General features: G+C 71.1%; 12 protein-coding genes. 7 read left to right on the plus strand and 5 right to left on the minus strand.

Annotation, left to right across the window (positions count from 1 at the left end; genetic code table 11):
- Window position 1: 1 nt before the first annotated feature.
- Window positions 2-964, minus strand: a complete 963-nt coding sequence (locus G3I54_RS15215; RefSeq protein WP_098025097.1) for an ABC transporter substrate-binding protein — start codon at window positions 962-964, stop codon at window positions 2-4.
- 524 nt (window positions 965-1,488) lie between these two features.
- Between G3I54_RS15215 and G3I54_RS15220 the strand changes: the two genes are divergently transcribed.
- From G3I54_RS15220 to G3I54_RS15245, 6 genes are all read left to right on the plus strand, one after another.
- Window positions 1,489-2,730 carry an NADP-dependent malic enzyme gene (locus G3I54_RS15220; RefSeq protein ID WP_098025096.1) on the plus strand — a complete coding sequence of 414 codons (1,242 nt, stop codon included), beginning with the start codon at window positions 1,489-1,491 and terminating at the stop codon, window positions 2,728-2,730.
- A 224-nt stretch (window positions 2,731-2,954) separates the two neighbouring features.
- Window positions 2,955-3,923 carry a zinc-binding dehydrogenase gene (locus G3I54_RS15225; protein WP_164615001.1) on the plus strand — a complete coding sequence of 323 codons (969 nt, stop codon included), beginning with the start codon at window positions 2,955-2,957 and terminating at the stop codon, window positions 3,921-3,923.
- Between the two features lie 109 nt (window positions 3,924-4,032).
- Complete coding sequence (locus tag G3I54_RS15230; protein ID WP_164615003.1) at window positions 4,033-5,454, plus strand: cellulase family glycosylhydrolase; 1,422 nt, start codon at window positions 4,033-4,035, stop codon at window positions 5,452-5,454.
- Window positions 5,432-5,971: a GNAT family N-acetyltransferase gene (locus tag G3I54_RS15235; protein WP_164615005.1), complete on the plus strand. Its 540-nt coding sequence runs from the start codon at window positions 5,432-5,434 to the stop codon at window positions 5,969-5,971. The genes G3I54_RS15230 and G3I54_RS15235 overlap by 23 nt, the downstream gene beginning before the upstream one ends.
- A gap of 31 nt (window positions 5,972-6,002) precedes the next feature.
- A complete protein-coding gene (locus G3I54_RS15240; RefSeq protein ID WP_006127526.1) occupies window positions 6,003-6,212 on the plus strand; it encodes a sigma factor-like helix-turn-helix DNA-binding protein in 210 nt (69 codons plus the stop codon).
- On the plus strand, window positions 6,212-6,793 hold the full coding sequence (locus G3I54_RS15245; RefSeq protein ID WP_164615007.1) for a Clp protease N-terminal domain-containing protein: 582 nt from the start codon (window positions 6,212-6,214) through the stop codon (window positions 6,791-6,793). Before G3I54_RS15240 ends, G3I54_RS15245 begins: the two co-directional genes overlap by 1 nt.
- A 47-nt stretch (window positions 6,794-6,840) precedes the next feature.
- On the opposite strand, the gene G3I54_RS15250 is transcribed toward G3I54_RS15245, so the two are convergent.
- Window positions 6,841-7,920: a PadR family transcriptional regulator gene (locus tag G3I54_RS15250; RefSeq protein WP_164615009.1), complete on the minus strand. Its 1,080-nt coding sequence runs from the start codon at window positions 7,918-7,920 to the stop codon at window positions 6,841-6,843.
- 1 nt (window position 7,921) lies between these two features.
- Window positions 7,922-8,779, minus strand: a complete 858-nt coding sequence (locus tag G3I54_RS15255; protein WP_164615011.1) for a DUF4097 family beta strand repeat-containing protein — start codon at window positions 8,777-8,779, stop codon at window positions 7,922-7,924.
- A 153-nt stretch (window positions 8,780-8,932) separates the two neighbouring features.
- Between G3I54_RS15255 and G3I54_RS15260 the strand changes: the two genes are divergently transcribed.
- Window positions 8,933-9,760 (plus strand): hypothetical protein, encoded by an 828-nt coding sequence (locus G3I54_RS15260; RefSeq protein WP_164615013.1) that lies wholly within the window; start codon window positions 8,933-8,935, stop codon window positions 9,758-9,760.
- A gap of 27 nt (window positions 9,761-9,787) precedes the next feature.
- Here G3I54_RS15260 and G3I54_RS15265 read toward each other — a convergent pair whose 3' ends face one another.
- A complete protein-coding gene (locus G3I54_RS15265) occupies window positions 9,788-9,973 on the minus strand; it encodes a DUF6104 family protein (RefSeq protein WP_010061466.1) in 186 nt (61 codons plus the stop codon).
- Between the two features lie 90 nt (window positions 9,974-10,063).
- A partial coding sequence (locus G3I54_RS15270) for a multifunctional oxoglutarate decarboxylase/oxoglutarate dehydrogenase thiamine pyrophosphate-binding subunit/dihydrolipoyllysine-residue succinyltransferase subunit (protein ID WP_164615016.1) occupies window positions 10,064-13,535 on the minus strand: 3,472 nt, incomplete at its 5' end.

A 13,535-nucleotide genomic window follows, 5' to 3' on the forward strand; every position in this document is an offset into this window, starting at 1 on the left:
GTCACTTGCCGCCGTTGATGGCGGCCTTGTCGATCGCTCCCGTGCCGGCGCCCCACTTGTCGAGCACCTTCTGGTACGAACCGTCGGCGATGATCGCGTCGACGGCCTCCTTCAGGGCGTCGCGCAGCCCCGTGTTGTCCTTCTTGACGGCGATGCCGAACGGACCGGCGTCGACCTGCTCGCCCACGACCTCGAACGCCTTGCCGCCGTCGGCCTTGCGGGCCAGGTCGACCGCGACCGGGTAGTCGTTGACGCCGGCGACCGAGCCGCCGGACTTGACGCGGGTCTGCGCCTCGGTGTCGTTCTCGAACGACTCGATCTTGATGGCCTTCTCGCCGCCGTCCGTACAGGCCTTCGACTGCTTCTTGAGGGCCTCCTCGTACGTGGTGCCGCGCTGCACCGCCGCCGGCTTGCCGCACAGGTCCTCGATGGACTTGATGTTCTGCGGGTTGCCCTTCTTCGTGTACACGGCGGTACCCGCGAGGAAGTAGTCGACGAAGTCGACACCCTCGCCCAGCTTCTTGCCGGAGTCGTCCAGGCCCTCCTGGCGCTGCTTGTTGTCCGTGATCGACGACATCGCGATGTCGTGGCGGCCGGAGTTCAGGGCGGTGATGAGGCCGTCGAAGGAACCCGAGGTGAACTCGAACTTCACGCCGAGCTGCTTGCCGAGCGCCTCGGCCAGGTCGGGGTCGACACCCACGATCTTTCCGTTCTCGACGGACTCCATCGGGGCGTATTCGGCATTCGTGCCGACCTTGATCACACCGGACTTCTGGTACTTCTCCGGCAGCTTCGAGAAGAGCGGCGCACCGCTCTTGGTCTCCTTGCCGCTACCGCTCTCCTGGGAGGCGCTGTCGGTCTGGTCGCCGCAGGCGGTGAGGAGCAGCGTGCCGGCGACCGCGATGGCGCCGACCGCCGCGATCCGGGCCCTGGCGGTCGTACGACGCGTGGTGCTTGCGGTCATGTCGGGATCCTCCGGCAGGTGAGGGTGAGGTGCTGGTGGGCGGCTTGGCACGCACCTTCGAGTGTCGCCACCTTGTGTGATGACGGCATCCTGCCATTCGGACTGGCCCATTCAGGGGTCTCGTCATGTCAAAATCGGATAACGGGCGACCCCCGAACATCAACGGCCGGTACGCCAGGACCGGACCATCTGTGGGGATTCATTCCCCGCGCCGGAGAATCTTCGGCACGTCTCGACCAGTGGACGGCATTTATACCGGTTTGCCGACTTGTCCAGATATTCGACTATGAGTCACGTCACCGCGTCGATATGGACTCGTCCGTAACACCGTTCGTCCGGTAAGAAAGACGTTTACACCCCTCATCCGGGGCTCAGGGCGCGTGTGCGGCGCGCCCGCGCGTATGTACCTCTCCCTGCCAGGGCGGGCCAACCGCTCGGTGCGGGGCACGTACGCGGTGCCCGCCCACCCCTCCTCAACCAGGAGTGGCCACCCTCAAACGATGAAGACTTAAGGGGTCAACACCATGGCAGCGGAGATCGTCAATCCTCGCAGCGACAGCACTACCGACAGCGGCATCCAGCGCACGAGCGCAGCGGACACCGGGGCCGACGAGCCCTTCGATCCGGCCTTCGCCCTCCACCGGGGCGGGAAGATGGCCGTGCAGGCCACCGTCCCGATCCGGGACAAGGACGACCTTTCCCTGGCGTACACGCCCGGTGTGGCGAAAGTGTGCAGCGCCATCGCCGACAACCCCGAGCTCGTCCACGACTACACCTGGAAGTCGCAGGTCGTGGCCGTCGTGACGGACGGCACCGCCGTGCTCGGGCTCGGCGACATCGGGCCCGAGGCGTCCCTCCCCGTCATGGAGGGCAAGGCCATCCTCTTCAAGCAGTTCGGCGGCGTCGACGCGGTGCCGATCGCGCTCGCGACCACCGACGCCGACGAGATCGTCGACACCGTCGTCCGGCTCGCCCCGTCCTTCGGCGGCGTGAATCTGGAGGACATCTCGGCACCGCGGTGCTTCGAGATCGAGCGCAAGCTCCAGGAGCGCCTCGACATCCCGGTCTTCCACGACGACCAGCACGGCACCGCCGTCGTCACCCTCGCCGCCCTGCGCAACGCCGCGAAGCTCTCCGGGCGGACGCTCGGCGATCTGCGCGGTGTGATCTCCGGTGCGGGCGCGGCGGGCGTGGCCATCGCCAAGTTCCTGCTGGAGGCGGGGATCGGCGACATCGCGGTGGCGGACCGCAAGGGCATCGTCAGCCGCGACCGCGACGACCTCACCGAGGTCAAGCGCGAACTGGCCGAACTCACCAACCGGGCGGGCCTGTCCGGTTCGCTGGAGCAGGCGCTCGCCGGTGCGGACGTCTTCATCGGCGTCTCCGGCGGTACGGTCCCGGAGGCGGCGGTGGCCTCGATGGCGCCCGGCGCGTACGTCTTCGCGATGGCCAACCCGAACCCGGAGGTCCACCCGGAGGTCGCGCACAAGTACGCGGCCGTCGTGGCGACCGGGCGGTCGGACTTCCCGAACCAGATCAACAACGTGCTCGCCTTCCCGGGCATCTTCGCGGGCGCGCTCCAGGTCCGGGCCTCCCGGATCACGGAGGGCATGAAGATCGCGGCGGCCAACGCGCTGGCCGACGTGGTCGGCGACGAGCTGGCCGCCGACTACGTGATTCCGTCGCCGTTCGACGAGCGGGTCGCTCCGGCGGTCACGGCGGCTGTGGCCGCGGCGGCTCGGGCGGAGGGTGTGGCTCGGCGCTGAGTCTGCGCTTGAGCGATTGTGGGTGGGCGGGGCCTGTACTGGTACGGGCCCCGCCCGCACATATTCAAGCCCCTGCGGCGATTGAGCAGCGGGAGTCTGGGGGCGGAGCCCCCGGGGCGCTGCCCCGGACCCCGCTCCTCAATCGCCGCAGGGGCTTGATTTGTTGGCGTGCGTCACACGCGTAGGCGGTTACGTGCGCGCCCCGCCCCGCCTATCGTCGAGCCATGTTCGCCGCCTACGCAGCCCGCATCGACCCCGACCAGCCGCTCGACGGACTGGAGCTGGGGGACCGTCCCGCCCCCGAGGCGCGTCCCGGGTGGTCCACCGTCACCGTTCGGGCCGCCTCCCTCAACCACCACGACCTCTGGTCCCTGCGCGGCGTGGGCCTCTCGCAGGACCGGCTGCCGATGATCCTCGGCTGCGACGCGGCAGGCGTCGACCAGGACGGCAACGAGGTCGTCCTGCACTCCGTCATCGGGCAGTCGGGGCACGGCGTCGGGCCGAAGGAGCCGCGCTCCATCCTCACCGAGCGCTACCAGGGCACCTTCGCCGAGCAGGTCACCGTCCCCACCTGGAACGTGCTGCCCAAGCCGAAGGAGCTCAGCTTCGAGGAGGCCGCCTGCCTGCCGACCGCCTGGCTCACCGCGTACCGGATGCTGTTCACCAACGCCGGTGTGCGGCCCGGCGATTCCGTGCTCGTCCAGGGCGCCGGCGGCGGGGTCGCCACCGCCGCGATCGTCCTCGGGAAGGCCGCCGGGCTGCGGGTCTTCGCCACCAGCCGGGACAAGGCCAAGCGCGAGCGGGCGGTCGAACTCGGCGCGCTGGAGGCGTACGAGCCCGGCGCCCGGCTGCCGCAGCGGGTGGACGCCGTCATCGAGACCGTCGGGGCCGCCACCTGGTCCCACTCCGTGAAGTCGCTGCGCCCCGGCGGCACCCTCGTCATCTCCGGGGCCACCAGCGGCGACCGGCCCGCGCACGCCGAGCTGACCCGGATCTTCTTCCTGGAGCTGAAGGTCGTCGGCTCCACCATGGGGTCCAAGGACGAGCTGGAGGACCTCCTCGCGTTCTGCGCGACCACCGGGGTGCGCCCGGTCATCGACGAGGTGCTGCCGCTGGACCGGGCCCGGGAGGGTTTCCAGCGGCTGGAGTCGGGCGACCTCTTCGGGAAGATCGTGCTCAGGCCGACGTCCTGAGAAGCCGCCTCCTGAGAAGCCGGCCTCCCGAGAACTCGTCGGTGACGGATACTTGAGGGATGTTCAGCTTTGCTGGTGAGATCTGCCCATGCGAATGGGCAGAGCACTCATGGCAGTCGTCGTCGCGTCCGTGCTCGCGGCCGGGGCCCTCGCCCCCGCCGCCTCGGCGCGCCCCGCACCCGTACCCGTACCGGCCGAGTCGAGCGAACCCTCCGTCCCGCCGCTCACCGATGACCAGGGCCGCACCCTCACCCTCCGCGGCTGGAACGTCGAGGACAAGGCCAACCGTGGCGAGGACGCCCTCACCGCCATCACCGAGCGGCACTTCCGCGATCTGCGCGCGGGCGGCTTCAACTTCGCCCGGCTGCTGGTCTTCTGGGACGACCTGGAGCCCCGGCGCGGCCAATACAGCGAGCGCTACCTCCGGAAGATCGAACGGATCCTGGACTGGGCGCGGAAGCACCGCATCCATGTCCTCATCGACGCCCACCAGGACGTCTTCGGGCCCGCGTTCGGGCACCGGGGCATCCCGGAATGGGCCACCAGGACCGACGGGCTGCCGTTCACGCCGAATCCCGACGACTGGTTCTCCGAGTACTTCGAACCGGCCGTCCAGCGGGCCTTCACCCACCTCTACGAGGATCCCGACCTCCAGCGCGCCCAGGCCGCCATGTGGCAGGTCCTCGCCGGCCGCTTCGGCCGCCACCCGGCCGTCATCGGCTACGACCTGATCAACGAGCCGATGGGGGAGCTGCGCGCGGGCGAGGACCTGCCCACCGCCGCCCGCCGCATCGAGGCCCAGCACCTCACCCCGATGTACAACCGGCTGGCCCGCGCCGTCCGGGCGAAGGACCGCGACACCTGGCTCTTCGTCGAGCCGACGCCCATCGTCGGCGAGGGCGTGCCGACGGGGCTGGGGCGCATCGAGGACCGGCGGGCCGTGTACGCCCCGCACTTCTACGACACCGCCATGGAGGCGGGCGCCGACTACGACCCGGACGCGGGCTGGATCGAGGCGTACGAGGCCGCCGTCACCGCCTACCCGGCCCGGTACGGGATGCCCGTGGTCGTGGGGGAGTGGGGGCCGCTCAACAACTCCCTCCCCAACATGGGCCGCTTCTACCGCGAGGCCGTCGCCTCCCTGAACCGCTACAGCTCCGGCTGGGCGGGGTACGTCTGGTGCTACGGCGGCGGCTACTGCGCGGTCGACGAGCGCGGCCGCTTCCGTACGAACAAGGAGCAGACGGCCACCCCGTACGCCCCGGCCGTCGCGGGAACCGTCGGCTCCGAGGCGTACGACGCGGACACCCGCACCTACCGACTCGCCTACCGGGCGGCTGCCCGCCCCGGACTGACGGAGCTGTCCCTGCCGCCCTCCGCCCGGGGCTGGCGGGTCACGGTCACCGGCCCGGCACACGTCATCGGCAAGGCGTCGCGCGGGGGATGGCCGGTCGTGCTGGCGTGGCCCGGCTCCGAGGTGGTGGTGACCGTGCGGGAAGCTGGCCCGCATGGACGAACTGACCACCCCTGAAGGGTTTCTGCTGCGCCCCTGGCTGCCCGACGACGCCTCGGTGGTGCTCCGCGCCTTCGCCCCGGCCGAGATGGACCGCCAGACCGACCGGCCCGTGGACGACCGGCCCGGGGCGCTGGCCTGGATCGCGGAACGCACGCGCGAACGGGGGGCGCGTACCGGCTACTCCTGGGCGGTCGTGGGGGAGGAGGGCGAGGCGCTCGGCTGCGTGGCTCTCAACGTCGTCAACCGGACCCATGACAGCGGCTGGGTCTCCTACTGGACCACGGAGGAGGCGCGCGGCCGGGGCGTCGCCCCGGCCGGAGTGCGGGCGCTGGCGCGCTGGGCCTTCGACGAGCTCGGGCTGTACCGGCTGGAGTTGGGCCACCGCACCGACAATCCGGCCTCCTGCCGGGTCGCGACCCGGTCGGGATTCGCGCCCGAGGGGATCGAGCGCGCCAAACTGCGGTACGGCGACGTGCGGTACGACGTCGAGCGGCACGCGCGTCTGGCCGACGACGATGTCAACTTTCGTTGACGAGCGGGTGGTGTCAATGTAGGTTGACATCATGACCGAAGCAACGGATCTGGCCGCACGTGCCGGTGACCGCGACCCGCGGGTCGGGCTGCGGGCGGTGGCCGCGCTGCGGCGGCTGCTGGAGCAGCTCGAAGCCGTACAAGTCAGAAGTGCCCGGGTGCAGGGCTGGTCCTGGCAGGAGATCGCCGCCGAGCTGGGCGTCAGCCGGCAGGCCGTGCACAAGAAGTACGGGAGGCGTTGATGTTCGAGCGATTCACCCGAGGGGCCCGCACGACCGTGAAGGGTGCCGTGGGCCAGGCCGAGCGCACCGGGGCCGACGCGGTCACCGAGGAACACCTGCTGCTCGCACTGCTGGAACAGGAGGGCGGCCGGGCCGCGTTCGCCGTCACCGCGCTGGGCCTCCGCGATCGCCGGGCCTCCCTGGCGGCCTCCTTCGCCGAGGCCCGCCGCCGCGGCGGGCTGACCAGGGCCGACACCGACGCCCTCGCCGGCATCGGGATCGACATCGGCGCGATCGTGTCCCGGGTCGAGGACGCCCATGGCGAAGGGGCCCTGGCCACCGGCCGCGGTGGCCGCCGGTGGTGGTCCGCGCACCGCCCCTTCACCCCGGGCGCGAAGACCGTCCTGGAGAAGTCGCTCCGGGTCGCCCTGGGGCGCGGCGACCGGTTCATCGGCGAGGAACACCTGCTCCTGGCCCTCACCGCGATGCCCGGAGTCGTCGCCGACGTCCTCGCCGAGCACGGTGCGACCTACGCGACCGTGCAGCGCGCGCTGTACGGCCCCGACGCCGACGGGGGCCAGGGGCACGCCAAGGCCGGGTGAGGAGCGGGTGAGCGGCGGGGTGGGGCCGATGGTCCCACCCCCGCCGCTCAGACCTTCTCGCCGCCCTCGCGCCCGCCCGTGCCCCTGTTCTCGTTCTCGTCCTTCGCCGTCAGCAGCGCCTCGATCCGCGCCGTCGCCGCACCCAGGTGCCGGCGGGCCTCCGCGAGCTGGGCCTCCGTCACCCCGTGATCGCGGGCCGCGTCCCGGATGCCGTCGCGGAAACGGTCCAGCAGGCGGTCCAGATCGCGCACCGGCTCACCGGTCGTCGGTGCGTCCTGCCCCCAGTCAGCACCGGGAGCCGGGTCCTGGACGGGCGGGGCGGTCTCCGGTTCGGGCTTGCCGAACGGCGGCCAGGCGCCGGACCGCGCGAAACCGCCGAGCTGCCCGGTGATCTCCGCGAGGCCTTCCCGTACGCCGGAGGGCCAGTCGCCCCGTGCGAAGTGCTCCTGCACCTGGCGGGCGGCGGTCTGCATCTGCTCGCGCGCCTTCTCCTGGGCCTCCTTGGCCTGGCGGCGGGCCTGCTGGGCGTCCTCGCGGGCGCGCCGGGACTCGTCCTTCGCCCGGCGGGCCTGCTCCTTCCACTCCTGCTTGGCCCGGCGCAGCTCCTCCTTCGCCGTACGCCACGCCTCGCTGTCGCCGAGGTCGCCCAGATTGCCGAAGTCGCCGAAGTCGCCGAAGGGGGAGGACGGGTCGCCCTTGCTCCGGCCCTTGCGGCTCTCGGCCCCCGTGCCCGTACCGTGCCGGGACTCCGAAGCGGCCGCCCGCATGTCGCTGCGGAGCCGGCCCGCCGCGCCCCGTACGTCGTCGCGTATCTCGGCGGCCAGCTCGGAGACCGAATCGCGGATCTCCAGCTCAAGATCGGCCAGTTCACCGCTGCGGCCCGCCAGCTCCTCGCGGCCGGCGTCGGTGATCGAGTAGACCTTGCGGCCGCCCTCGGTGGCATGGGTGACCAGGCCCTCGGCCTCCAGCTTGGCCAGCCGGGGGTAGACCGTGCCGGCGGACGGGGCGTACAGGCCCTGGAAGCGCTCCTCCAGCAGGCGGATGACCTCGTAGCCGTGTCGAGGGGCCTCGTCCAGGAGCTTGAGGAGATACAGCCGCAGACGGCCGTGGGCGAAAACGGGAGGCATGTCAGAGAACCTTTCCGGTCGGCTCGGCGGTGTGGGCGTCGTCCTCGGCGGGCGGCCTGCGCAGCAGGGCGATCGAACCGGAGACGGTCGTCGCCCGCAGGGTCCCGGTCCCGGCGCCCAGCGTGCCGGTGATCTTCTTCGCGCCCCACTGCCCGCCGACCCGCAGGTCCTCGAAGGCGTTGGAGACGGCCCCGCTCGCGGTGTTCGCCTCGACCCTGGCGTCGGCCGGGTGCGGCAGCCGGATCGCGATCTCGCCGGACACCGTGGTGAGCCGGATGTCCGTGGGCTTCCCGGACGGGTCGACGTCCAGCACCATGTCGCCGCTGACCGACTCGGCCCGGACCGAGGCCCCCGCCCCGTCGACCACCGTCAGATCACCGGACACCGAGTGGAAGCGCAGGTCCCCCGTGACGCTCTGGGCCTCCAGGCTGCCCGACACGGACTCCCCGCGCACCGCGCCGGTCAGCCCGACGAGCGTGGAGTCGCCGGTGATGCCGCGGACCTCGGTGCGGCCGCTGATGCCGGAGACGACGGCCCCGGCGCCGATCACGCCGACCTCGACCGAGGAGGCGGCCGGTACGACGAGCGTGACGACGGCGCTGCGGCGGCGGCCCTTGGGGTCGAACCAGCGCAGAAAGTCCTGCCAGGGCAGATCCTCGTAGGCCACGGTCAGCCGGCCGTCCTCCTGGGTCACGATCAGCGGCGGGCCCTCGACCGCGGAGACCTCCAGCCGGGCGTCCGGCTCGTCGGTCCCGACCACGTTGACCGTGCCGTCGACGATGCGTACGTGGAGCGCCGCCACCGGATCGTCGAAGGCGAGCTTCCGCGGCTCGGCGATGGTCCATGTCGACACAGGCATGGATGTGACCTCCCGGAACGCGTGGCGACGCAACATATCGCGTCTTGTACGGAACACGATATATCGCGGATCGGTGAAGTCAAGGCCGGGCGAGGGGCCGTCGAGCGGTATTAAGACCACCAAACCCTGACAAATTGCCCTAGCGTGTGAGCCATGAACGCGACATCCACCGGGGCCCTCCTGCTGTGCCGGGCCGACCCCGAGACCGTACGGCCGCTCGCCCACCTGCTGCGCGAGCAGATGCTGCTGGCCCGCGCGGGCGAGGAGTGGAGCGTGCTCGTGCCGGAGGGGAAGCCCTGGCGGACCGGGGGCGCGGAGCAGGACGGCGAGCCGGTGGACCGGGTCCTCGGCGGCTGGGCCACCGCCCTCGCCGTCGGTTCCACCTGGCCGGTGCTCGCCCTGTGGTGGGACGCCGACCGGGCCGGATACACCCTCGCCGCCGGATTCCGCAGGCCCGTGGGCTACATCTGGCTGACCGACGGCACCCCGGTGGGCGAGGACGAGGCCATGCGCACCTTCGCGGTCCGCCTCGGCCTCGACCCGGTGCTGGACGTGCAGGCGCTGGAAGGACTCACCCGCCCCGACCCGGACGCGGGCGCGGACGCCCGGCTGCGCGGACTGCTCGCCGTCCTCGCCGGTACGGGTCTCGCCCTGCCCGCCGGTCTGTCGCCGGGCGAGAGCGCCGACCGGCTGCGCAGCGTCGCGGCGGTGCAGCGCGGGGTGGAACGCGTCGAGTGGGCGGGCTGGCGCGATGCCGTACGCGTCGAACTGGACGCGGTCGAGAGCAGCCGGATCGGCCCGTGGGTACGCGGCCCCCGTGCCCGGGCCGTCGCCGCCGTCCAGCTCGCGGCCGGGCTCCCGCTCCTGCTGTGGGGCGCCCGCCGTCGCAGCGGCGGCTGGGCGGCGGCCGGCGCGGTGCTCCTGGCGCAGGGCGCGCTGGGACTCGCGTACGAACGGGCCAGGGCGGGCGCGGACGTCTAGGGCCGGACCCGCCCCGGGCCCGGCGGGTCACTCGTCCTCGTCGTCCTCGTCGTCCAGCCGGGCCAGCCAGGTCGCGAGGCGCTCGACGGGCACCTCGAAGTCGGGGTTGAGATCGACGAACGTCCGCAGCTGCTCGGCGAGCCACTCGAAGGTGACCTCCTCCTCGCCGCGTCGCTTCTCCAGTTCCTCGATGCCACGGTCCGTGAAGTACATGGGAAAAGGATATCCAGCGGGGAAACGCCGGAGACCCGGCCCCGCGACTAGCGCGGAACCGGGTCCCCGGGGTGTTCGGCTGTGCGGTCCTCAGGCCTCGAAGACCTCGTTGACCAGCTGCGTCTGCTCTGCCTGGTGACGCTTGGCCGAGCCGACCGCCGGGGACGAGCCGTGCGGCCGCGAGATGCGGCGCAGGCGCTCGCCGTGCGGCACGTCCGAGCCGACCGCGAGGTCCAGGTGGTCGATCAGGTTGAGCGCGATGAACGGCCACGCACCCTGGTTCGCCGGCTCCTCCTGCGCCCAGAGGTACTTCTCGGCGTTCGGGTACTTCGCGATCTCGGCCTGGATCTCCGCACCCGGCAGCGGGTACAGGCGCTCAAGGCGGATGATCGCCGTCTCCGTGTCGCCGCGCTTCTCCCGCTCGGCGTCCAGGTCGTAGTACAGCTTGCCGGAGACGAAGACGACCTTGCGGACGTCCTCGGCCTTGACCGACGCGTCGCCGATCACCGGGCGGAAGCCGCCGGTGGTGAACTCCTCGATGGACGAGGCCGCCGCCTTCAGACGCAGCATCGACTTCGGGGTGAAGACGATGAGCGGCTTGTGGTGCGGGTTGTGCACCTGCCAGCGCAGCAGGTGGAAGTAGTTCGACGGCAGGGTCGGCATCGCGACCGTCATGTTGTCCTGCGCGCACATCTGGAGGAAGCGCTCCGGGCGGGCGGAGCTGTGGTCCGGGCCCTGGCCCTCGTAGCCGTGCGGCAGCAGCAGCGTGACGCCGGAGGTCTGGCCCCACTTCTGCTCGGCCGAGGAGATGAACTCGTCGACGACGGTCTGCGCGCCGTTGACGAAGTCACCGAACTGGGCCTCCCAGATGACCAGCGACTCCGGACGGGCCAGCGAGTAGCCGTACTCGAAGCCCATCGCCGCGTACTCCGAGAGCAGCGAGTCGTAGACGTTGTACCGGGCCTGGTCGTCGGCCAGGTACAGCAGCGGGGTGTAGTCCTCGCCGGTGACCTGGTCGACCAGGACCGCGTGGCGCTGGCCGAAGGTGCCGCGGCGGGTGTCCTGGCCGGCGAGCCGGACCGGGGTGCCCTCCATCAGCAGCGAACCGATGGCCAGCGTCTCGCCCATGCCCCAGTCGATCGTGCCGTTCTCCACCGAGGCCGCGCGGCGCTGCATCTGCGGCATCAGACGGGGGTGGACGGTGATCGACTCGGGGATGTTGACCTGCGACTCGGCGATCCGCTTGACGACCTCGGCGGAGACCGCCGTCTCGACGGCCACCGGGAACGCGGCCTGCGGCTCCGGGACGTGCGGGGCGGCGGGCTGCGAGGTGGCCTCGCGGACCTCCGCGAAGACCTTCTCCAGCTGGCCCTGGAAGTCCTGGAGCGCCTGCTCCGCCTCTTCCAGCGTGATGTCGCCGCGACCGATGAGGGACTCGGTGTAGAGCTTGCGCACCGAGCGCTTCTTGTCGATCAGGGTGTACATCTGCGGGTTGGTGAACTCCGGGTTGTCGCCCTCGTTGTGACCGCGGCGGCGGTAGCAGATGAGGTCGATCACGACGTCCTTGTTGAACGCCTGCCGGAACTCGAAGGCGAGCCGCGCGACGCGGACCACGGCCTCCGGGTCGTCGCCGTTGACGTGGATGATCGGCGCCTCGATCATGCGCGCCACGTCGGTGGCGTACATCGAGGAGCGCGAGGACTCCGGGGCGGCGGTGAAGCCGACCTGGTTGTTGATCACCACGTGCACGGTGCCGCCGGTGCGGTAGCCGCGCAGCTGCGACATGTTGAGCGTCTCGGCGACGACGCCCTGGCCCGCGAAGGCCGCGTCGCCGTGGAGCGCGACCGGCAGGACCGTGAAGTCCGTGCCGCCCTTGTTGATGATGTCCTGCTTGGCGCGGGCGATGCCCTCCAGGACCGGGTCGACTGCCTCCAGGTGCGAGGGGTTGGCGGCCAGCGAGACCTTGATCTGCTCGCCGTCCAGACCGGTGAAGGTGCCCTCGGCGCCCAGGTGGTACTTGACGTCGCCGGAGCCGTGCATCGAGCGCGGGTCGAGGTTGCCCTCGAACTCGCGGAAGATCTGCGCGTACGACTTGCCGACGATGTTCGCCAGGACGTTCAGCCGGCCGCGGTGGGCCATGCCGATGACGACCTCGTCGAGGCGGGCCTCGGCGGCGGAGTCGATGACCGCGTCGAGCAGCGGGATGACGGACTCGCCGCCCTCCAGCGAGAACCGCTTCTGGCCGACGTACTTCGTCTGCAGGAAGGTCTCGAACGCCTCGGCGGCGTTCAGCCGGCGCAGGATCCGCAGCTGCTCCTCGCGCTCGGGCTTCGGGCGCGGACGCTCGACCCGGTCCTGGAGCCACTTGCGCTGCTTCGGGTCCTGGATGTGCATGAACTCGATGCCGGTGGTGCGGCAGTACGACTCACGGAGCACACCGAGGATGTCGCGGAGCTTCATCATCGTCTTGCCGGCGAACCCGCCGACCGCGAAGTCCCGCTCCAGGTCCCACAGGGTGAGGCCGTGCTCGGTGATGTCCAGGTCGGGGTGCTTGCGCTGGTGGTACTCCAGCGGGTCGGTGTCGGCCATGACGTGGCCGCGGACCCGGTAGGAGTGGATCAGCTCGAAGACCCGCGCGGCCTTGGTGACGTCGTCGTCGTGCGAGGCGTCGATGTCCTTGAGCCAGCGGACCGGCTCGTAGGGGATGCGCAGCGCCTTGAAGATCTCGTCGTAGAACTCGTTCTCGCCGAGCAGCAGCTGGGAGAGGACCCGCAGGAACTCGCCGGAGGCGGCGCCCTGGATGACCCGGTGGTCGTAGGTCGACGTGAGCGTCATGACCTTCGAGATGCCGAGCTTGTTGAGGGTGTCCTGCGAGGTGCCCTGGAACTCCGCCGGGTAGTCCATCGCGCCGACGCCCATGATGAGGCCCTGACCGGGCATCAGGCGGGGCACCGAGTGGACGGTGCCGATGCCGCCGGGGTTGGTCAGCGAGGCGGTGACGCCGGAGAAGTCGTCCATGCCGAGCTTGCCGATGCGGGCGCGCCGGACGATGTCCTCGTACGCCTGCCAGAACTCGAAGAAGTTGAGCGTCTCGGCCTTCTTGATGGCCGCGACGACCAGCTGGCGGTCGCCGTTCGGCTTCACCAGGTCGATGGCCAGACCGAGGTTGATGTGCTCCGGCTTGACCAGGGTCGGCTTGCCGTCCTTCGTGGCGAAGGAGTAGTTCATCGACGGCATGGCCTTGAGGGCCTGCACCATCGCGTACCCGATGAGGTGCGTGAAGGAGATCTTCCCGCCGCGGGCGCGCTTGAGGTGGTTGTTGATGACGATGCGGTTGTCGAAGAGCAGCTTCACCGGGACCGCGCGGACGGATGTGGCCGTCGGCAGCTCCAGCGAGGCGTTCATGTTCTTCGCCACGGCGGCCGAAGGGCCGCGCAGCGTCACGTACTCCGGGCCTGCCGGGGCCTCGGTGGCCTCCTCGGCCTTGGCCTTGGCGGGCGCGGCGGCGGGCTTCGCCGGAGCCGGGGCCGGAGCCGCCGGGGCGGCCTTGGCCGGGGCGGGC

It is taken from the genome of Streptomyces sp. SID14515 (genome assembly GCF_010548505.1).
GTDB classification, from domain to species: Bacteria; Actinomycetota; Actinomycetes; order Streptomycetales; family Streptomycetaceae; genus Streptomyces; species Streptomyces caviscabies.